14 protein-coding genes are annotated in these 19,511 nt (G+C 62.6%); 4 read left to right on the top strand and 10 right to left on the bottom strand.

What is annotated here, in order from left to right:
• Positions 1 to 19 precede the first annotated feature (19 nt).
• The gene (locus ACLH0I_RS27415; RefSeq protein WP_186707106.1) at positions 20 to 691 is read right to left on the bottom strand and encodes a polysaccharide lyase family 7 protein; all 672 of its coding nucleotides are present in this window, start codon (positions 689 to 691) and stop codon (positions 20 to 22) included.
• Positions 692 to 1,014: 323 nt separating this feature from the next.
• On the opposite strand from ACLH0I_RS27415, the gene ACLH0I_RS27410 reads away from it, so the two are divergent.
• Genes ACLH0I_RS27410 through ACLH0I_RS27400 form a run of 3 tightly spaced genes read left to right on the top strand, consistent with a single transcriptional unit; the run spans position 1,015 to position 3,986 of the window.
• A complete protein-coding gene (locus tag ACLH0I_RS27410; protein WP_411385848.1) occupies positions 1,015 to 3,138 on the top strand; it encodes a putative bifunctional diguanylate cyclase/phosphodiesterase in 2,124 nt (707 codons plus the stop codon).
• A 43-nt stretch (positions 3,139 to 3,181) separates the two neighbouring features.
• Complete coding sequence (locus ACLH0I_RS27405) at positions 3,182 to 3,685, top strand: M48 family metallopeptidase (RefSeq protein WP_186707108.1); 504 nt, start codon at positions 3,182 to 3,184, stop codon at positions 3,683 to 3,685.
• A gap of 4 nt (positions 3,686 to 3,689) precedes the next feature.
• The gene (locus tag ACLH0I_RS27400) at positions 3,690 to 3,986 is read left to right on the top strand and encodes a winged helix-turn-helix domain-containing protein (RefSeq protein WP_411385847.1); all 297 of its coding nucleotides are present in this window, start codon (positions 3,690 to 3,692) and stop codon (positions 3,984 to 3,986) included.
• Positions 3,987 to 4,113: 127 nt separating this feature from the next.
• On the opposite strand, the gene ACLH0I_RS27395 is transcribed toward ACLH0I_RS27400, so the two are convergent.
• Entirely contained in the window at positions 4,114 to 4,566 is a 453-nt protein-coding gene (locus ACLH0I_RS27395; RefSeq protein ID WP_411385846.1) for a GNAT family N-acetyltransferase, read from the bottom strand.
• Between the two features lie 260 nt (positions 4,567 to 4,826).
• Here ACLH0I_RS27395 and ACLH0I_RS27390 point away from each other — a divergent pair, with 260 nt between their 5' ends.
• The gene (locus ACLH0I_RS27390; protein WP_250965102.1) at positions 4,827 to 5,564 is read left to right on the top strand and encodes a substrate-binding periplasmic protein; all 738 of its coding nucleotides are present in this window, start codon (positions 4,827 to 4,829) and stop codon (positions 5,562 to 5,564) included.
• Between the two features lie 135 nt (positions 5,565 to 5,699).
• Here the strand turns inward: ACLH0I_RS27390 and yccS are convergent, their stop codons facing one another.
• The 8 genes from yccS to betB form a co-directional block, all read right to left on the bottom strand.
• On the bottom strand, positions 5,700 to 7,883 hold the full coding sequence (yccS, locus tag ACLH0I_RS27385; RefSeq protein ID WP_250965103.1) for a YccS family putative transporter: 2,184 nt from the start codon (positions 7,881 to 7,883) through the stop codon (positions 5,700 to 5,702).
• Between the two features lie 234 nt (positions 7,884 to 8,117).
• On the bottom strand, positions 8,118 to 9,296 hold the full coding sequence (locus ACLH0I_RS27380) for an NAD(P)/FAD-dependent oxidoreductase (protein ID WP_411385845.1): 1,179 nt from the start codon (positions 9,294 to 9,296) through the stop codon (positions 8,118 to 8,120).
• Between the two features lie 151 nt (positions 9,297 to 9,447).
• Complete coding sequence (gene dbpA / locus ACLH0I_RS27375; RefSeq protein WP_411387564.1) at positions 9,448 to 10,785, bottom strand: ATP-dependent RNA helicase DbpA; 1,338 nt, start codon at positions 10,783 to 10,785, stop codon at positions 9,448 to 9,450.
• A gap of 321 nt (positions 10,786 to 11,106) precedes the next feature.
• Positions 11,107 to 12,534: a multidrug transporter subunit MdtD gene (gene mdtD, locus ACLH0I_RS27370; protein WP_186707115.1), complete on the bottom strand. Its 1,428-nt coding sequence runs from the start codon at positions 12,532 to 12,534 to the stop codon at positions 11,107 to 11,109.
• A 227-nt stretch (positions 12,535 to 12,761) separates the two neighbouring features.
• Complete coding sequence (locus tag ACLH0I_RS27365; protein WP_411385844.1) at positions 12,762 to 14,099, bottom strand: TldD/PmbA family protein; 1,338 nt, start codon at positions 14,097 to 14,099, stop codon at positions 12,762 to 12,764.
• Positions 14,099 to 15,541 (bottom strand): TldD/PmbA family protein, encoded by a 1,443-nt coding sequence (locus tag ACLH0I_RS27360; RefSeq protein WP_411385843.1) that lies wholly within the window; start codon positions 15,539 to 15,541, stop codon positions 14,099 to 14,101. Before ACLH0I_RS27360 ends, ACLH0I_RS27365 begins: the two co-directional genes overlap by 1 nt.
• 536 nt (positions 15,542 to 16,077) lie before the next feature.
• The gene (gene betA / locus ACLH0I_RS27355; protein ID WP_411385842.1) at positions 16,078 to 17,781 is read right to left on the bottom strand and encodes a choline dehydrogenase; all 1,704 of its coding nucleotides are present in this window, start codon (positions 17,779 to 17,781) and stop codon (positions 16,078 to 16,080) included.
• Positions 17,782 to 18,000: 219 nt separating this feature from the next.
• On the bottom strand, positions 18,001 to 19,473 hold the full coding sequence (gene betB, locus ACLH0I_RS27350) for a betaine-aldehyde dehydrogenase (protein ID WP_411385841.1): 1,473 nt from the start codon (positions 19,471 to 19,473) through the stop codon (positions 18,001 to 18,003).
• Positions 19,474 to 19,511 lie beyond the last annotated feature (38 nt).

The raw sequence follows: 19,511 nt of genomic DNA, 5'->3' as shown, positions 1-19,511 counted from the left end.
ACGACGCAGCAGGCTGCAATCAAAGCGTGGTGTGTTTGATTTCCAGCAGGCTGAACGTCACTTTCCCACCTTCGGTGACGTAGCCGGTATTGTCCTGCACATACACACCCGCCTTGAAATAGAGCGGTTTGACTTTCCAGCTCGGATCAACGGTGGTTCGCCAGTTGTAGCCCGCCGCCGTGATGCCGAGTGCGCCCTTCGGGCTCAGGTGGATCATGTAGGAAAAACTACGGTTGAGGGTCACGCCCGTGGCGATGGTAATGACCTGGCCGGTCGCGTCGTCCGGACGAAGACGCACCTTGGCGACGATATTTCCGGTGGAGCTGTAGGTTTTGTATTGGTATTCCAGTTTCACCATCGGACTGGTGCTGTCCTTGGTGTGAATCTGGCCGATCACGATCTTGCCGGTGCTGGGCACTTGGTTGACGGTGACGGTCGCGCGCAAGGTGTTGTCCGCCGACGGGTAAAGCCAATTGCGCAAGGTGCCGTCGCTATTGGTTTCGCGCAGTTCGCTGCGTGGGTAAATAGCATTGGCCGTCGTGGCGCCTGTCACGGGAGCCCAGAAAAACACCGTGCCGGTTTCAGAGTTGAAGTACTGGTTCTTGAAGCCCTGAACCAATTGTGAGGTTTCAATGGTGGCCGGTGGGGCGCCCTCGGGGATGCTCAAATTCCAGGTTGCGAGATCGATCATGTCCAGGTCCTGCGTATCAAAGGTGTAAAGGTGAATGCCGTAGCGGGAGGCTTTAAACCGCCCTTTTGAAGCGTTTCGGAACGCTGGACTTGGGCTTTTCTTGTAGACCGTTCGGCGGATGTTTGACGTCAATTGTTCGTCGATGAGGTCTTTGCAGTTTCTGTGCCTGGGTAGGGTGACCGTTAGTCGGCTATTTCGGGCTTTGTCTGGATGATGGCGCGTTGACACCTACTGCTTTTCAAAATCCCGGTCTAGAGTGAGGGGACAGTATTTGTCCGCTTTGCTACGTAAAAACGGACGTGGCGCCCGATAAGAGAAGCAGCATGGAATGCGCGCAACCAACGCCCGGCGAAGACAGCTCTGTCCTTTTGATTGTTGATGATTACCCTGAAAACCTGCTCAGCATGCGGGCCTTGTTGCAGCGTCAGGATTGGCGGGTGATGACCGCGTCCTCGGGGGTCGAGGCGCTTAACCTGCTGCTCGAGCACGACATCGATCTGGTGCTGCTGGATGTGCAGATGCCCGACATGGACGGGTTCGAAGTGGCGCGCCTGATGCGCGGTAGCCAGCGCACGCGGCTCACGCCGATCATTTTCCTGACCGCCAACGAGCAGTCCCAGGACGCGGTCATCAAGGGCTACGCCAGTGGCGCGGTGGACTACCTGTTCAAGCCCTTCGATCCGCAAATCCTCAAGCCCAAGGTCCAGGCGTTGCTCGAGCACCAGCGCAATCGCCGGGCCTTACAGCGCCTGAGCCAGGATCTCGAAGCGGCCAGGGCCTTCAATGCCTCGGTGCTGGACAACGCCGCCGAAGGCATCCTGGTGGTGGATGAGAACGGTTGCATCCGCTTCGCCAATCCGTCGACCTGCCGCTTGCTCAATGCCACCGCCGAACAGTTGCAGGACATGCCATTCCTGGATTTCCTGCAGAAACCGCACATTCCCGAGTGGACCGGTTCCGATATCCACAACGCCTATCAGCGTGGTGAAACCTGGCGATTGCATGACGCAGTGCTGCGCACGGCACCCGGCCAGCAGGTGTCGGTGGCCTTGTCCTGCGCCCCATTGCCTTCGGAGCAGAAAGCAATGGTGGTAACGCTCCAGGACATGTCCGTTGTGCGCCACCTGCACCAGCAACTCGAATACCAGGCCGTCACGGACCCGCTGACCGGCTTGCTCAACCGCCGGGGTTTCTACCAGACCGCGGAAAACCTGTTGATGCGCAGCGAGCGCCTGGAAAGCAACTGGGTGTTGCTGTACCTGGACCTCGATGGTTTCAAGCGAGTCAACGACTCACTGGGGCACGACGCCGGGGACCGGGTCTTGCGCTGGGTGTCGGAGCAATTAAAGGCCTGCCTGCGGCCCTTCGATATCCTGGCACGGCTGGGTGGGGACGAGTTCACGGCGCTGCTGGACTTGGAGTTTCCCGAGCAGGCGGCGAAGATCGCGGAAAAACTCATTGAACGCGTCGCGATCTGCCAGCAGATCGAAGGCATGGACGTGGCGCTCGGCGCCAGTATCGGCATTGCGACCTACCCCGACTGTGGCGCCAACCTCGATGGGCTGCTGCGGGCGTCCGATATCGCCATGTACGAAGCCAAGCGTGCCGGCCGCCAGCAATACCGTTTCTACGATCACGAAATGAACGGTCGGGCCCGTTCACGGCTGATGCTGGAAGAGAGCGTGCGCTCGGCTATCGAGAACCGTGATTTCAATATGGTCTACCAGCCGCAGGTGAGCATCGTCGACGGGCGGATCCGCGGGTTCGAGGCGCTGTTGCGCTGGCAGCACCCGAGCGTCGGCGATGTGCCGCCGGGGCTGTTCCTGCCGTTGCTGGAAGAGGCGCGGTTGATCAGTCGGCTGGGCAGTTGGATCTATCATCGCAGCGCGGCCCAGCGCAAAGTCTGGGAGCGCTTGTTCGCTGACGACCTGGTGTTGGGCGTGAGCCTGAGCAGCACTCAATTCGGCATGCCGAACCTGGTGACCGAGTTGCGCCAGGTTCTGGAGCGCCATGCCTTGAAGCCTCGGCAGCTGGAGGTCGAGGTGACCGAGGATGCGCTGATGCGCAACCCCGATGAAACCCAAAAGCAATTGCGTCTGCTGCGCCAACTGGGGGTGCGGGTGGCGTTGGATGACTTTGGTTCGGGGCCTTGTTCGCTGACGCATCTGCGCGACCTTGAACTCGATACCCTCAAGCTCGATCGGCACCTGATCGCCCGTTTGCCAGGGTCGCCCCGGGATGCGGCGTTGGCGGCCTCGGTGATCGACCTGTGTACGCAGTTGGGCTTGCGGGTGATCGCCGAAGGGGTGGAAACCCGCGAGCAGTATCAGTGGCTGCAGGCCCATGGCTGCGAGTACGTGCAAGGGTTCCTCGTGGCGCGACCGTTGATGGCCGAAGACACCAATGCCTTCGCCACGCCCTTCGACTGGAGCGCGGTGCAGGCCTGAATTCGCTACACTGGCGGTCTCTTGTGACTGTGTTGCCCTCTTGATGACCGCGCTCAAATACCTCCAGGCCTACCCCGCCGCCCTGCAAGCCCAAGTGCAGCAATTGATCGCCCAGGACCGCCTGGGCGAATACCTGCAGCAGCGCTACCCGGGTCGCCATCCGATCCAGAGCGACAAGGCCCTGTATGGATATGCGCTGGACCTCAAGCAGCAATACCTGCGTAACGCACCGGCCATCGACAAGGTGTTGTTCGACAGTCGCCTGGACCTGACCCACCGTGCCCTCGGCCTGCACACTGCGGTGTCGCGGGTGCAGGGCGGCAAGCTCAAGGCCAAGAAGGAAATCCGCATCGCGGCGCTGTTCAAGGACGCAGCGCCCGAGTTCCTGAAGATGATCGTTGTGCACGAACTGGCGCACTTCAAGGAGTCGGACCACAACAAGGCCTTCTACCAACTCTGCGAACACATGCTGCCGGGCTATCACCAGTTGGAATTCGACCTGCGGGTGTACCTGACCTGGCGGGACCTGCAACCTCACAAGGAATGACCGGATGGACGTGAGCAAGACCAAGACCAGTTTCTACCGTCGCCTGTACGTGGCTTACCTGATCGACAGCGGCCTGGCCAGCAACGTCCCGGCCCTTACCGACGCCACCGGCATGCCCCGGCGTACGGCCCAGGACACCATCGCCGCGCTGGCGGACCTGGATATCGTGTGTGAGTTCGAGCAAGAGGATGGCGCGCGCAACCATGCCGGGCGGTATCGGATTCGCGATTGGGGGGCGATCGATCGAGGGTGGATCGAGGGGAATTTGCCGCGGATCAAGGCGGTGCTTGAGTATCCCTGAATACTGGTTGTGTCTGGGCTGACGCCTTCGCGAGCAAGCCCGCTCCCACAGTGAGGTCTTCTGTGGGCACAAAATCTGTGTCCACCTCGGAACCCTTGTGGGAGCGGGCTTGCTCGCGAAGGGGATCTTAAGGACGATGCATACCAATGTGTGGAATCCCATCCTCCATATACTCCACCCCCACCACTTCAAACCCATACCGCCCGTAATACCCCTGCAAATGCGCCTGGGCCGACAACGAGATCGATACGCCGGGCCAATGCTTCTCGGCCTGCTTGAGGGCCTTTTCCATCAGCGTATGACCCAGCCCCTGGCCGCGTGCCGGTGGCGCGATGATCACGCGCCCGATCACCACGTCGCTGTTTTGCGAGTGCGGGTCGAGCAGGCGCAGGTAAGCCACCAAGTGGTTGTCGTGCCAGGCCATCAGATGGCAGGTGTCGCCCTCCAGGTCCAGGCCGTCAACGTCCGGGTAGGCGCAGTTCTGCTCGACGACGAACACCTCGGCGCGCAGCTTGAGGATGGCATATAGCTGCTCCTTGCTCAGGTCAGTGTGATGTTTGCAGACCCATTCGATATCCATTTTTTGAATTTCCTGAAGAACCTGATGCCGATAGTAAGCGTGCTTGGCTCGGAAGTCTCTCGCTTGCACGACCTGAAAATCTGTGACAAAGACCAAAATGCCATCATTCCTTTGTCGCGGGACTGTCGTCTTTGTGTAATCTTCGTGACAGCGCTGCGCAGCGGTTCCAATGAGCTAATGTTAGGACCGGGTGTCTAGGGATGCCCGTTGGGTTTGGGCTAAAAACAAACCGGGCTTTGAACCCGTCAAGGATGTTTGGCATGCCGCGATTGCATCGAGCTCTTGCATTGATCGGGTTGCTGTTGCTGAGCTACGAGGCCTGTGCGCAGAAGTTGCGCCTGGTCGCCGATGCCTGGCCGCCCTTTACCGATTCCACCTTGATCAATGGCGGCCTGGCGACCGACATCGTCAGCACGGCCCTGGCGCGGGCCGGTTATGCCACGGACTTCGAACAAGTGCCCTGGGCCCGGGCGATGCTGGGTATCGGCGAGGGCCGCTATGATGTGCTGATCAATGCCTGGTACAGCGAGGAGCGCACGCACATAGGCCGGTTCTCGGCCGAATACCTGCTCAACCGCGTGCGCTTCATCAAGCGCAAGGACGAAGCGATCCAGTTTGACAGCCTGCCACAGCTGCGTGCGTATCCCATCGCCGTGGTACGCGGTTACGCCTATTCCAAGGATTTCGATGAAGACCCGAAAATGCAGAAAGTGCCGGTGCACAATTTCGCCATGGCGGTGCGCATGCTGGCGGCCGACCGGGTGAAGTTGACCCTGGAAGACGAGTACGTCGCCCGCTACTACCTGGCCCGCGAATCGCCCACGGTGCGCAGCGCCGTGGAGTTCCTGCCCAAGCCCTTGAGCGAAAACAGCCTGCACATCCTGGTCAGCCTGAAGAACCCGGAGCATGAGCAGATCGTGGCCGGGTTCGATCGGGCGATCGCGGCGATGAAGGCGGATGGGAGTTATGACCGGTTATTGAAGGCTCATGGGATGTGAGGTGTCTGGACTGGCCCCATCGCGAGCAAGCTCGCTCCCACAATGGGCCTGCGGTGATGCCAAGTTTGTGTGCACAGCAAATCCACTGTGGGAGCGAGCTTGCTCGCGATGAGGCCCTCCTGGATCCCACAACCCTCAAGCCTCGCTGGTATCCTTGATCAGGTGCGCCGCCAACGTGCGCAACGGCCCCAGCTGCCGACAGATCAACCCCAATTGCGTCTGCACCAACCGCTGTCCTTCGTCGATCTCATCAGGCATCTGCTCCAACTCACTGGCCAGGGCTTCCTCCTCATCGCTCTGGATCGCGATCGGCTGCTTGCTTGCCAGGCCCTGTGCGATTTCGTCGATGCTCGCCGCCAGTTTCACCCCGGCACCGTCGATCAATTGTTCGCGTACTTGCGTCGGCAACTCGGTGCCGCGGTGGGCGCCCAGGCCTGACAGGTAGCTGAGCAGGGTGTGGGACAGCACCAGGAAGCGGAAGCCCACGTCGGCTTCCTTGCGGAAGTGTCCCGGCTCCATCAGCATGTTGGCCAGCGTGGTGGACAGCGCGGCATCGGCGTTGTGGGCGTTGCGTCGGGCCAGGCGATAAGCCAGGTCGTCGCTTTTGCCGGCGGCGTATTGCTGCATGATCTGGCGCAGGTAAATGCTGTTGCAGGTCAGCGTGTTGGCCAGCACCTTGTTCAGCCGCCGACCTTGCCAGTCGGGCAGGAACAGGAACACCGCCAGCCCGGCGATCAGGCTGCCCAGCAAGGTATCGAACAACCGTGGCAGCAGCAGCCCGTAGCCGTCGCCCACCTGGTTGAAGCAGAACAGCACCATGACGGTGATCGCCGCCGTCGCCAGGGTGTAGCGGGTGGTGCGGTTGGTAAAGAACACCACCCCGGCGGCAATGGCGAAGCACGATTGCACCAGCGGATTGGGAAACAGGTCGAACAGCGCCCAGGCCACTGTCAGGCCGATGGCGGTGCCGATGATCCGCTGGCCGAGCTTGCGCCGGGTGGCGCCATAGTTGGGTTGGCAGACGAACAGCGTGGTGAGGATGATCCAATAGCCCTGGGACGGGTGGATCAGGTGCACCATGGCGTAGCCCACGCTCAGGGCCAGGGGCAGGCGCAGGGCATGGCGGAACAGCAGCGAGGTGGGCGTGAGCTGGGTGCGCAAGCGCAGCCAGACATCCTGGAGGTTGCGCGGCGAGCGGTCCAGCAGGCTGCTGTCGGTGGCGTCGGCCAGGGCGTCGGGGTTGCTCGCGTCGCTGAGCAGGCGGTCCATGGTGCCGAGGTTGACCGACAGGGCTCGCAACGACCGCAGCAAGCCGCGCCAGGCCGGGTTGCTCTGGATGCGCAGGTGTTCGAGGGACGCGTGCAGGTCGTTGAGGGCTTCGGCAAAAGTATCGTCGTAGATGAATGGCTGGCGCAGTTGGATCGATTCGGCCAGCGCCTGGCAGGCCTTGCCTTGCTGGCGCAGCAGGCGTTGGCAGCGGAACAGCACGTCGCTGTGGAAGAAAGCCTCGGCCAGGGCGTTGTAGGGATAGTGGGACGAGCTGGCGCGTTCGTGGATGTCCTGGGCCAGGAAATACAGCTTCAGGTAGCGACTGACCTTCGAGCCGGGCCGGCCATTGCCGACGCGGTGCAGGATGATTTCCTTCGCGCTGTTGAGCGCAGCGACCACCCGACCGTTTTGCTGGGCCAGTTCCAGGCGACGGGCTTCGATGTCCAGTTGGCGGATCGGCTCCAGGAGCGATGATTTGAGCTTGAGGTAGCGTCCCAGTTCGCGAAACAGCCGCGCCAGGCTTTGCTGCACCGGCTGGTTGGAAAACAATGCCTGCCACACGACCGACAGCACGCCGTACCACGCGGCACCGGCGACCAATAGCAGGGGTTCGTGCCAGAAATCGTTGACGGCGACGCCGCGCTGGTCCACGCCGATCATGGTGTAGACCGAAAGAATCAGGGTGGCCGAGGCAATTGCGCCATAACGTTCGCCCAAGGCGCCAAGCATGGTCAGGCCGAATGCCGCCAGGGCCAGGGCGACGATGAACAGGATGGGGTAGGGAAACAGCAACTCCACCGACAGCGCTGCGGTGCTGAAACACAGCAGCGTGACTGCCAGCGCATTGAGGCGGCCCTGCCAACTGTCGTCGGTCTCGGCCAGGGCGCTGGCGATAATGCCCAGGAACAAGGGAATCAGCAGCGCCATCTCGTCCAGGTACCAACACAACCCCATGCTGCCGGTCAGGGCGATGAAGACCCGCACGCTATAACTGAACTTATCCAACGCCCAAAGGCGACGCAAAGATTGGCTAAACGAGTTCGCTGACATGAAGTACACGGGCCTGACGGGCAATGACGCTAAATTGAGGCAGTAATGACGCCGACGCAATGGCGGCGATCACATCCGGCAGCAAAAAGTGTTCCGGCATGTACCGTCGAACCCCTGTGGGAGCGAGCTTGCTCGCGATGGCGTCAGGTCCGTCACATTGGTGGTGACTGAGCCACCGCTATCGCGAGCAAGCTCGCTCCCACAGGTTATTGTCCACATTCGAGTCGTGGCGGATCAGACGTACTGCGCCGCCGCATACCCGGAAGCCCAGGCCCACTGGAAGTTGAACCCGCCCAGGTGCCCGGTGACGTCCAGCACTTCGCCTATGAAATACAGGCCCGGGCTTTTCAGCGACTCCATGGTCTTGGACGAGACTTCCCGGGTGTCGACGCCGCCAAGGGTGACCTCGGCGGTGCGGTAGCCTTCGGTGCCGGCGGGGACGACATTCCAGCTCGCCAGTTTCTCGGCGATGTCCGCCAGCTCTGCGTGGGTGTATTGCTTCATGGGTTTGGACACAAACCAAGTGTCGGCCAGCAGGTTGGCCATTTTTTTGGTGAACAACTCGCCCAGCAGGGTCTTGAGTTCGCTGTTGGGGCGTTCGGCCTGTTGCTGTTGCAGCCATTGCGGCACATCGTGGTCGGGCAGCAGGTTGATCTGCACCGTGTCCCCCGGTTCCCAGAATGAGGAAATCTGCAGGATCGCCGGGCCGCTCAGGCCGCGATGGGTGAACAGGATGTTCTCGCGAAAACTCTGGTCGTTGCAGCTCACCAGGCAATCCACCGAGGTGCCCGAGAGTTCAGTGCACAGGGCCTTGAGCTGATCGGTGATGGTGAACGGCACCAGGCCGGCGCGGGTCGGCAGCAGTTCGTGGCCAAACTGTTTTGCCACCTGGTAACCGAAGCCGGTCGCCCCGAGCGTGGGAATCGACAGCCCGCCCGTGGCGATCACCAGGGATTGGCAGGCGAGGGCGCCGAGGGTGGTTTGCAGCCGGTAGCCGCCGTCGGTTTTTTCGATCTGCGTGATGGAGGTGTCCAGGTGCAGGCTGACGCCGGCCTGGTCGCATTCATCCAACAGCAGGCCGAGGATGTCGCTGGACTTGTTATCGCAGAACAACTGGCCGAGCTTTTTTTCGTGATAGGGCACGCCGTGCTTGGCCACCAGCGCGATGAAATCCCACTGGGTGTAGCGGGCCAGGGCCGACTTGCAGAAGTGCGGGTTCTGCGACAGGAAATTGCCCGGCTCGGTGTACATGTTGGTGAAATTGCAGCGCCCGCCGCCCGACATGAGGATTTTCTTGCCGGCCTTGTTGGCATGGTCCAGCAACATCACCTGCCGCCCGCGCGCGGCCGCGGTCAGCGCGCACATCAACCCTGCGGCGCCAGCGCCAATGATCACGACTTCGGTAGAGCGCAAAACGGTGTCCTCTCGGCTTTCCCACATAACTGAATGTGGGAGCGAGCTTGCTCGCGATGGTGGCGTGTCAGGCAGCATTAATGCCGCTGATCCACCGCCATCGCGAGCAAGCTCGCTCCCACAGTTTGATCTCTGTTCGTCAGGCGATCGGTTACAGGATCCGCACCCGCAACGAGCGGCCCTTGATCTTGCCGTCGTTCAAGCGCTGCAAGGCCTGTTTGGCGATGCCGCGTTCCACGGCCACGTAGGCCTGGAAATCGAAGATCGCGATCTTGCCGACCTGGGCGCCAGGGATGCCGGCGTCGCCGGTCAGGGCACCGAGGATATCGCCGGGGCGGACTTTGTCCTTGCGCCCGGCGCCGATGCACAGGGTGCTCATGGCCGGTAGCAGCGGGCCGCCACCCTGGGGCTTGAGGTTGTCCAATTGATCCCAGCTCAGCGGCGACTTCTGCAGTTGCTCGATGGCCTGGGCGCGGTGGGCTTCGGACGGCGCCACCAGGCTGATGGCGATGCCTTTCTCACCGGCGCGACCGGTGCGGCCGACACGGTGGATGTGGATTTCCGAATCCCGGGCCAGCTCGACGTTGATCACCATGTCCAGGGCGTCGATGTCGAGGCCGCGGGCCGCTACGTCGGTGGCCACCAGCACCGAGGTGCTGCGGTTGGCGAACATCGCCAGCACCTGGTCGCGGTCGCGCTGTTCCAGGTCGCCGTGCAGGCCCACGGCCGAGATGCCCTTGGCCGTCAGGTGGTCGACGGTTTCCTGGACCTGCTGCTTGGTGAAGCAGAACGCCACGCAGGAGGCCGGTCGGAAATGCGCCAGGACCTTGACCACCGCATCCATGCGCTCCTCGGGGGAGATCTCGTAGAAGCGCTGCTCGATCTGCGCATCGGAGTGGAACGCCTCGGCTTTCACTTGCTGCGGGTTGCGCATGAACTTGGACGACAGTTGCTTGATGCCCACCGGGTAGGTGGCGGAGAACAGCAGCGTCTGACGGCGTTCCGGGGTCTGCTGGATGATGTCTTCGATGGCGTCGTAGAAGCCCATGTCGAGCATGCGGTCGGCTTCGTCGAGGATCAGCGTGTTGAGGCCGTCGAGCACCAGCGAACCCTTGCGCAGGTGCTGCTGGATGCGCCCCGGCGTGCCGACGATGATGTGGGCGCCGTGTTCGAGGGAGGCGATCTGCGGGCCGAAGGACACGCCGCCGCACAGGGTCAGGACCTTGATGTTGTCTTCGGCGCGGGCCAGGCGGCGAATTTCCTTGGCGACCTGGTCGGCCAGCTCGCGGGTCGGGCACATCACCAAAGCCTGGCAGCCGAAGAAGCGCGGGTTGATCGGGTTCAGCAGGCCGATGCCGAAGGCGGCGGTCTTGCCGCTGCCGGTCTTGGCCTGGGCGATCAGGTCCATGCCCTTGAGGATCACCGGCAAGCTTTGCGCCTGGATCGGCGTCATCTGGGCATAACCGAGTGATTCGAGGTTAGCCAGCATGGCGGCGGACAGCGGCAAAGTATTAAAAGCGGTGGCAATGGTGGTCACGGGACTGGCCTGCAAAACAAAATGTCGCGCAGTGTAGCAGCCTCGTGCCACTTTCTTCGAACGTTCTGGACGAGCTGTGGCGCAGTTCTGAAGTGGGCGAATTCCCTGTGGCGAGGGGGAGCTTGCTCCCGCTGGGGCGCGAAGCGGCCCCAAACCGGCCAACACGGTGCCCCTGGAAGTTCGCGTCGCCTGGATTGCGTCTGCTGCGCAGCCGAGCGGGAGCAAGCTCCCTCGCCACAAAGCCCTGAAGCCTTAAAACCGTCCGAGTCCTACCTAGTGCTCGATATGCTCATCCGGCCGCTTGTCCCGCCGCCCATCCTGCTTCGACAACTGGGAAAAGATCGTCGCCGCCAGCATCGCCATGATCCCCACCGTCACGAACGTCAGCTGGAACGCCCCCAGCACCGTCTCCACCCCATCGTTGCCCACCTGGGCGGTAAAGCCGCCCAGCAGTGCGCCGGCGCAGGCCACGCCGAGGCTCAGGGACAGTTGCGCCACCACCGACAACAGGCTGTTGCCGCTGCTGGCACTGGCGTCGTCCAGGTCGATCAGGGTCACGGTGTTCATCGCGGTGAATTGCAGCGAGTTGATCGCCCCCAGCACCGCCAGTTGCGCCAGCAGCAGCCAGTACGGCGTCTGTTCGCTGACCAGGCCCATGCTCGCCAGCATCAGGCCCAGGGCCAGGGTGTTGCTGGTCAACACGGCGCGGTAGCCAAAGCGTTCGATCAGCGGTCGGGCCACGGATTTGGCGACCATGGCCGCCGCCGCCAGGGGCAGCATGCTCATGCCGGCCTGGGACGGTGAATAACCCAGGGCGACTTGCAGCAGCAACGGCACCAGGAACGGCAAGGCACCGCTGCCCAGGCGCGCGAACAGGTTGCCGAGAATACCGACGGCGAAGGTCCGGGTCTTGAACAGGGACGGTGGAAACAGCGCATTTTCAACGTGCCCGGCCCGCAGCCAATAGGCCGCCAGGCAGGCCATGCCGCCGAACAGCAGCAACATCACCCGCAGGTGCGGCAAGTGCAGTTCACCCAGGCCTTCCATGGCGATGGTAATCAGCACCATCGCCGCGCCGAACAGCAGGAACCCCAGCCCATCGAACCGCGTGCGCTCGCTGCCACGCAGGTCGGGGATGAATTTCCACACGGCGTAACAGCCGATCACGCCCACCGGCAGGTTGATGATGAAGATCCAGTGCCAGGTCAGGTATTCCACCATCCAGCCGCCCATGGTCGGGCCGATCAGTGGGCCGAGCAGGCCAGGGATCGTGATGAAGCCCATGATCCGCACCAGTTCCGAGCGCGGATACGCCCGCAGCACCACCAGCCTGCCCACCGGCAGCATCAGCGCACCGCCCAGGCCTTGGACGACCCGGGCGCCGATCAGCATGCTCAACGAATTGGACAAGGCGCACAGCAGCGAGCCGAAGCTGAACAGCAGGATCGCCCCGAAGAAAATCTTCTTGGTGCCGAAGCGGTCGGCGATCCAGCCCGACGCCGGGATCAGCAACGCCACGGTGAGCATGTAGGCAATGATCACGCCTTGCATGCGCAGCGGGTTTTCCGCCAGGTCGCTGGCCATGGCGGGCAGGGCGGTGTTGAGGATGGTCCCGTCCAGGGACTGCATGAAGAAGGCAATCGCCACGACCCACGGGAGCCAGCGGGCGGTGACGGCGTCGAGCGGGGCGCGGTTGGGCATGGGACCTCTTGTATGAAAAGTGAACAATTACCTAGGGCGAGGGGATCTTTAAAAAAATGAACAGTTACCTGTGGCAAGGAAGCTCTTGTGGCGAGGGAGCTTGCTCCCGCTGGGGGCGAAGCCCCCCAAACCGGCCAACACGGTGTGCCCGAAAGATCGCGTCGCCTGGGTTACGACTGCTTCGCAGCCGAGCGGGAGCAAGCTCCCTCGCCACGGGGAATTGCGTGTTATAGCGTCAGCGTGAGCCTCTTCACCAACGCCCCCGGCAACAACATCGAGGCCGTGGCCCGCTGGCTGTAGGTGCTGGCCGAGAGCAGAAGTTCCCGCTCCCGGGTCAGCGCTTCGAGTTGCGAGCCGAGCAGGCTGTAGACGCTGTCGTCGAAACGCATCGTGCTGACCGGTGCCTGGATCTGGCCATTCTCGACCCAGAACGTGGCGAAACGGGTCATGCCGGTCAGGCGTGCCGCCGGTTGGTCCGAGTAGTTCAGGTACCAGAGGTTGCTGATGTACAACCCTGTGCCAAGTGCTTCAAGGATGTGCTTCTGCTCCAGTTGCCCGCCCTGCATGTCCAGCGCCGTGGGGTATTCGTAGCGGCTGGCGCCGTTGGCCGCGAGGCCGTATTCGGCGGCGCTGCGGGAGTTGACCAATTGTGCGTTGGCCATGCCCTTGGCGATCAGCCCCAGGTCCTCGCGGGGATAACCTTCGTCGGAAAACGCCGGGCTCAGGGAGCCGCTGACCTGCTCCGTGAGCCATACGTTGGGACTGAAGTGGGCTTCGCCAGCATAGAACTTCTGCAACGGGCTCTGCTTGCTGGCAATGGCCTGGGCCGAGAACCCGCCCCAACTGAGCATGCCCATGATCTCTTCCAGGGCGGCCGGCGCCAGATAGGCGCGGTATTCGCCGGGCGGCAACGTGCGCAGCGGGTGGCCGAGAAACGCCAGTTGTTCGCGGGCCTGTTCGAAACGTTGGGCAAATCCTTCGCTGCTCCACACATGCCCGGCGTAGCTGGCTTTCACCGCTTGGCCGTTTTCATGGAACAAGCTGAAATCGAAGTTGAAGCTGTTGGCCTGATGCCAGCCGAACGCGCCCGAAGAACTGGCGAAACCTCGGCTGATGGGGCCGGCGGCGTAGAAGCCCACCAGGTCCAGGCCTTCGGCGGCGCGGGTGATTTCGGCAACGGCCTGCTCCGTCTCGGGCAGCGGATGGTCCTGCACATTGTTGCTCTGCCAGTGATGATGGTTGAGCAGCAGGTACGGATCGCGGGGCAGCAGCGGCAAGGTTTCGCGCAGTTGCTGCAAGCCTTCGGACAGGCGTTGCACATCGGCCTCGGGGTCGCCAGACAGAGTAATCTGCAAGTCGGCGTGGCGACCGTCGTCGATCAATTTGAAGCTGACATTTGCCTGCTGCACCTGCCCGGCCTGGCGGACCTTGCCGTGGTTGAAACGCACGAAGGCCGAGGATTCGGCGGCGTAGCCGAGGGTGAACTGTTCAGGCGTACGCAGGGCGCCGCGCAGCCAGTCGACCAGAACCTTGAATGCCTCGGCCTGATTATTGGTGGTGCTCATCAGGCATCTCCCCCAAACACATCAACATTGCTGAACACACAGGCTGGCGACGCATGGCCGACGCGGATGACCTGGTTCGGTTCGCCCTTGCCGCAGTTCGGCGTGCCAAGGACTTGCGAGGTGCTGGCGTCGCCCACGGCGCGCAGGCTTTTCCAGAATTGCGCGGAGATGCCTCGGTAGTTGGGGTTCTTCACCACGCCCTTGAGCTCGCCGTTCTCGATCAACTGGCCCCATTCGCAGCCGAACTGGAATTTGTTGCGGGCATCATCGATGGACCAGGAGCGGTTGGTGCGCATCAGCACGCCGTGCTCGATGCCCTGGATCAATTGTTCCAGGGATTGGTCGCCGGGCTCGATGTTCAGGTTTGCCATGCGGTCGATGGGCGGCCGATTCCAGCCGCAGGCGCGGCTGTTGGCGACACCGTCCAGGCCGGCACGGAATTGCGACAGTGCCCCACCCAATGGACGCAGCAGCAGGCCTTCGCGAATCAGGAACTGCTTGCTGGCGGCGCTGCCGTCGTCGTCATGGCTGTAGCTTGCCAGTTCTTCGGGAATGTCCGGGTCGAAGGTTACGTTTAGCAGGTCGGAGCCGTATTGCAGGTGGCCGAAATCGCCGGCCTTGACGAAGCTGGTACCGGCGTAATTGCGCTCATCCCCGAGGATGCGGTCCAGTTCCAGCGGATGGCCGATGGACTCGTGGATTTGCAGCATCATCTGGTCGGGCATCAACAGCAGGTCGCGGGGACCTTGCGGGGTGTTCGGCGCCATCAGCAATTGCAAGGCCTGGTCGGCGATTTTCGGCCCGGCGCCGATCAGTCCGCAGCGGCTGATCACGTCGAAGCCGCCTTGCTGGCCGAAATTCTCCCGACCCAGGGTGCGGGTCTGGCTGTCGTGACCGTCGAAGGCGGTGACGTCCAGGGCCGGGTAGATGAAGCGTTGGGCCTGGCGCAGTTCAGCGCCGGCACTGTTGAGGTAGATCTGCTCGACCTGGGTCAGGCCGATGCTGGCTTGCCAGTTCACCAGGCGTTCGTCCCGGGGCACTGCGGCCGATTCGTCGCCAAGCAGTTGGTAGCAGTCGCTCAACGGCGGGAAGGCCTGGTCGAAATGCGGCGAGAAGTAATCGGCGCGGTCGCTGGACACCGCTTGCTCGCGCAGGTCGAGCAGGGCATGGGGCTTGAGCTGGCGCGCGTGGTGCTCGGCGCGTTGCAGCGCTGCTTGCAGGCCGGCCTGGGACAGGTCGTTGGTGGCGGCATAGGCTTCGACCCCGTTGACCCGCACGGTGAGCATCGCACCTTCATCACGGTTCAGGCTGGGCGGTTCGGCGACGTTCTTGCGCACCGACAAATGCTGGCCGGATTCGCGCACATAACGCAGGGAAAAGAATTCAGCGCCCGTGCGCAAGGCAGCGAACCGCTGCTTGAGCCGGGGGTGGAAGTCGAACATGAAACCTCCTTGTCTGGAGTGGCGATGCAGCGAGGTGCGGCGCAGTGACGCGGTGGCTCTAGAGTAGGCCTGGGGTGGGGGAGGGATCAAGGCAGATGGGAGTTTTGCGGTGTGGCAGTCAGAGAAATAGGCTGAATGGGCTGGCCCCTTCGCGAGCAGGCTCGCTCCCACAGTGGGTTTTCAGTGGTCACAAAATCTGTGTTCGCCTCAGAACCCCTGTGGGAGCGGGCTAGCTCGCGAAGACGGCGGTACATTTAACATTGATGCAAGCTGACCCACCGCTTTCGCGAGCAAGCCCGCTCCCACAATTGGGATTTTCAGTGGTCACAAAATCTGTGTTCGTCTCAGAACCCCTGTGGGAGCGGGCTTGCTCGCGAAGACGGCGGTACATTCAACATTGATGCAAGCTGACCCACCGCTTTCGCGAGCAAGCTCGCTCCCACAGTGGGGTTTTCAGTGGTCACAAAGTCTGTGTCCACCACCAAACCCTTGTGGGGGCGAGTCTGCTCGCGAAGGCCGCGCCGCGGTCTTGAGCCTTACTGTGCAGCCGTCGCCATTTCACGCAACGGCTTGCCGCGCACCGGCGCATCACCGGCCACGTAGTACGGTGCGGTGCTGCGCGGCAGGGGCTTGCGGCCGCGGATCTTGTCGGCGATTTTCTCGGCCATCATGATCGTCGGTGCGTTGAGGTTGCCGGTGGTGATGATCGGCATGATCGAGGCGTCGACCACGCGCAACCCTTCCATGCCGTGTACGCGGCCTTCGCTGTCCACCACGGCCATGTCGTCGGTGCCCATCTTGCACGAGCAGGACGGGTGGAACGCGGTTTCGGCGTGCTCGCGAATGAACTGGTCCAGTTGTTCGTCCGTCTGCACCTCAATACCCGGGCTGATCTCGCGACCACGGAACGGATCGAGCGCCGGTTGCTGCATGATCTCGCGGGTCAGGCGGATGCCATCGCGAAATTCCTGCCAGTCCTGCTCGGTCGCCATGTAGTTGAACAGGATGCTCGGGTGCTGGCGCGGGTCCTTGGACTTGGCCTGGATCCGACCACGGCTGGGCGAACGCATGGAACCCATGTGTGCCTGGAAACCATGCTCCTTCACGCCATTGCTGCCGTTGTAATTAATCGCCACCGGCAGGAAGTGGTACTGGATGTTCGGCCATTCGAAGTCCGGGCGCGTGCGGATGAAACCGCCGGCCTCGAACTGGTTGCTGGCGCCGATGCCGGTGCCGTTGAACAGCCATTCGGCACCGATGGCTGGCTGGTTGTACCAGAGCAGCGACGGGTACAGCGAGACCGGTTGGGTGCAAGCGTATTGCAGGTACAGCTCCAGGTGATCCTGGAGGTTTTCACCGACGCCCGGCAGATCGTGGACCACCGGGATGTCGAGGTTTTCCAGCAGCTTGGCCGGGCCGACGCCAGAGCGTTGCAGGATCTGCGGCGAGGCGATGGCGCCGGAGCACAGCAGCACTTCCTTGCGCGCCCGGGCTTCGACGCGCTCTTCGGCGGCGCCCACCAAGTAACGCACGCCGACCGCGCGCTTGCCTTCGAACAGGATCTTGTCGGTCAAGGCATGGGTGACGATGGTCAGTGTCGAGCGTTTCTTGGCGACGTCCAGGTAACCGCGGGCGGTGCTGGCGCGACGGCCGTTGGGCGTGACGGTACGGTCCATCGGGCCGAAACCTTCCTGCTGGTAGCCGTTGAGGTCGTCGGTACGGGGGTAACCGGCCTGCACGCCGGCTTCGACCATGGCGTGGAACAACGGGTTGTTGCCAGCCTTGGGCGTGGTCACGCTGACCGGGCCGTCGCCACCGTGGTAGTCGTTCGGGCCGATGTCGCGGGTTTCGGCCTTGCGGAAATACGGCAGGCAATCGAGGTAGGTCCAGTCTTCCAGGCCCGGCAGCTTGGCCCAGTTGTCATAGTCCAGGGCGTTGCCGCGGATGTAGCACATGCCGTTGATCAGCGAAGAACCGCCCAGGCCCTTGCCGCGACCGCATTCCATGCGGCGGCCGTTCATGTGCGGCTCCGGATCGGTCTCGTAGGCCCAGTTGTAGCGACGGCCCTGCAGGGGGAACGCCAGGGCAGCGGGCATTTGCGTGCGGAAGTCCAGGCGATAGTCCGGGCCGCCGGCTTCGAGCAGCAGGACGGTGACGCCTTCGTCTTCGGTCAGGCGGGTGGCCAGGGTATTACCGGCCGAGCCGGCACCGATGATGATGTAATCGAATTCTTGGGACATGAAATGCACCCTCTTTTTGAATTGGGTTCAGGTCGCGGTCATCGAGTGCCACATTCTCTGTGGCGAGGGAGCTTGCTCCCGCTCGGCTGCGCAGCAGTCGCAAACAGGGCGACCGTGTTCTGTCTGGAAAACTCAGGGGCCTGAAGTGGGGCCGCTTCGCGGCCCAGCGGGAGCAAGCTCCCTCGCCACAAGGGCCCTCGCCTCAGGTCCGGTGTCAGATCAGAACACCGACGTGTAGTCGCCCAACTCGACCTGTACCGACTTGATGCGGGTGAAGTTGTTCAGCGAGCTGATGCCGTTCTCCCGGCCAACGCCCGATTGCTTGTAGCCACCGACCGGCATTTCCGCTGCCGACTCGCCCCAGGCGTTGATCCAGCAGATGCCGGCTTCGAGCTGGTGGATCACGCGGTGGGCGCGGTTGAGGTCGCGGGTCACGACGCCAGCAGCCAGGCCGAAGTCGGTGTCGTTGGCGCGGCGGATCACTTCTTCTTCGGTATCAAAGGTGAGGATGCTCATCACCGGGCCGAAGATTTCTTCACGCACGATGGTCATGTCATCGGTGCAATCGGTGAACACCGTCGGCGCAACGAACGCGCCCTTGGCGAGTTCGCCGTCGGTCAGGCGACCGCCGCCGCACAGCAGGCGCGCGCCTTCGGCTTTGCCTTTCTCGATGTAGCCCAGCACGCTTTCCATGTGGGCGAAGCTCACCAGCGGGCCGAAATTGGTGTTTTCGTCTTCTGGGTTGCCGACGCGGATGCGCGCCACGCGCTCGGCGATCTTGGCTTCGAAGGCGGCCTTGAGGTGGCTCGGCACGAACACTCGGGTGCCGTTGGTGCAGACCTGGCCGGAGCTGTAGAAGTTGGCCATCATCGCGGTGTCGGCGGCGCGATCCAGGTCGGCGTCGTCGAAGATGATCAGCGGCGACTTGCCGCCCAGCTCCATGGTCACGTCCTTGAGCGACGAGCTCGAGGCGCTGGCCATGACTTTCTTGCCGGTGTCGGTGCCGCCGGTGAAGGAAATTTTCTCGATGCGCGGATGCTCGGTCAGCCAGGTGCCGACTTCACGGCCGCTGCCGGTCAGGACGTTGAACACGCCCGCTGGAACGCCGGCCTCGGTGTAGATCTCGGCCAGTTTCAGCGTGGTCAGCGAGGTGACTTCGCTCGGTTTGAAGATCATCGCGTTGCCGGCGGCCAGGGCCGGTGCGGATTTCCATAGGGCGATCTGGATCGGGTAGTTCCACGCGCCGATACCGGCCACCACGCCCAGGGGCTCGCGGCGGGTATAGACGAAGGATGTGGTGCGCAGCGGCACCTGCTCGCCTTCGATGGCAGGGACCAGGCCGGCGTAGTATTCCAGCACGTCGGCACCGGTGACGATATCGACGTATTTGGTTTCGGAGAAGGATTTGCCGGTGTCCAGGGTTTCCAGGGCGGCCAGTTCATCGTTGCGCTCGCGCAGGATGTCCACGGCGCGACGCAGGATGCGCGAACGCTGCATGGCGGTCATGGCGGCCCAGACTTTCTGGCCCTTTTCGGCGCTGACCACGGCGCGCTCGACGTCCTCGAACGTTGCGCGCTGCACCAGGGCGAGTACTTCACCGTTGGCCGGGTTGATGGCTTCGAAAGTGGCGTCGCCGCTGGCATCGCTGTACGCGCCATCGATGTAGAGTTTTTGCAGTTCGAAACGGGCCATAAAGTCCTCGCAAGTGCATGAGTGGTTGGCTGGCCACC

Source organism: Pseudomonas sp. MPB03, from assembly GCF_046605385.1.
GTDB lineage: Bacteria > Pseudomonadota > Gammaproteobacteria > Pseudomonadales > Pseudomonadaceae > Aquipseudomonas > Aquipseudomonas zanjanensis.
Note: the sequence above shows the minus strand (reverse complement) of the source record. Positions and strands in the feature narration are given on the sequence as shown.

Bases quoted from the DNA above. Each gene is read 5' to 3' on its own strand.
- ACLH0I_RS27415 (WP_186707106.1), bottom strand. From the start codon at position 691: ATGATCGATCTCGCAACCTGGAATTTGAGCATCCCCGAGGGCGCCCCA.
- ACLH0I_RS27410 (WP_411385848.1), top strand. From the start codon at position 1,015: ATGGAATGCGCGCAACCAACGCCCGGCGAAGACAGCTCTGTCCTTTTG.
- ACLH0I_RS27405 (WP_186707108.1), top strand. From the start codon at position 3,182: ATGACCGCGCTCAAATACCTCCAGGCCTACCCCGCCGCCCTGCAAGCC.
- ACLH0I_RS27400 (WP_411385847.1), top strand. From the start codon at position 3,690: ATGGACGTGAGCAAGACCAAGACCAGTTTCTACCGTCGCCTGTACGTG.
- ACLH0I_RS27395 (WP_411385846.1), bottom strand. From the start codon at position 4,566: ATGGATATCGAATGGGTCTGCAAACATCACACTGACCTGAGCAAGGAG.
- ACLH0I_RS27390 (WP_250965102.1), top strand. From the start codon at position 4,827: ATGCCGCGATTGCATCGAGCTCTTGCATTGATCGGGTTGCTGTTGCTG.
- yccS (WP_250965103.1), bottom strand. From the start codon at position 7,883: ATGTCAGCGAACTCGTTTAGCCAATCTTTGCGTCGCCTTTGGGCGTTG.
- dbpA (WP_411387564.1), bottom strand. From the start codon at position 10,785: ATGCTGGCTAACCTCGAATCACTCGGTTATGCCCAGATGACGCCGATC.
- mdtD (WP_186707115.1), bottom strand. From the start codon at position 12,534: ATGCCCAACCGCGCCCCGCTCGACGCCGTCACCGCCCGCTGGCTCCCG.
- ACLH0I_RS27365 (WP_411385844.1), bottom strand. From the start codon at position 14,099: ATGAGCACCACCAATAATCAGGCCGAGGCATTCAAGGTTCTGGTCGAC.
- ACLH0I_RS27360 (WP_411385843.1), bottom strand. From the start codon at position 15,541: ATGTTCGACTTCCACCCCCGGCTCAAGCAGCGGTTCGCTGCCTTGCGC.
- betA (WP_411385842.1), bottom strand. From the start codon at position 17,781: ATGTCCCAAGAATTCGATTACATCATCATCGGTGCCGGCTCGGCCGGT.
- betB (WP_411385841.1), bottom strand. From the start codon at position 19,473: ATGGCCCGTTTCGAACTGCAAAAACTCTACATCGATGGCGCGTACAGC.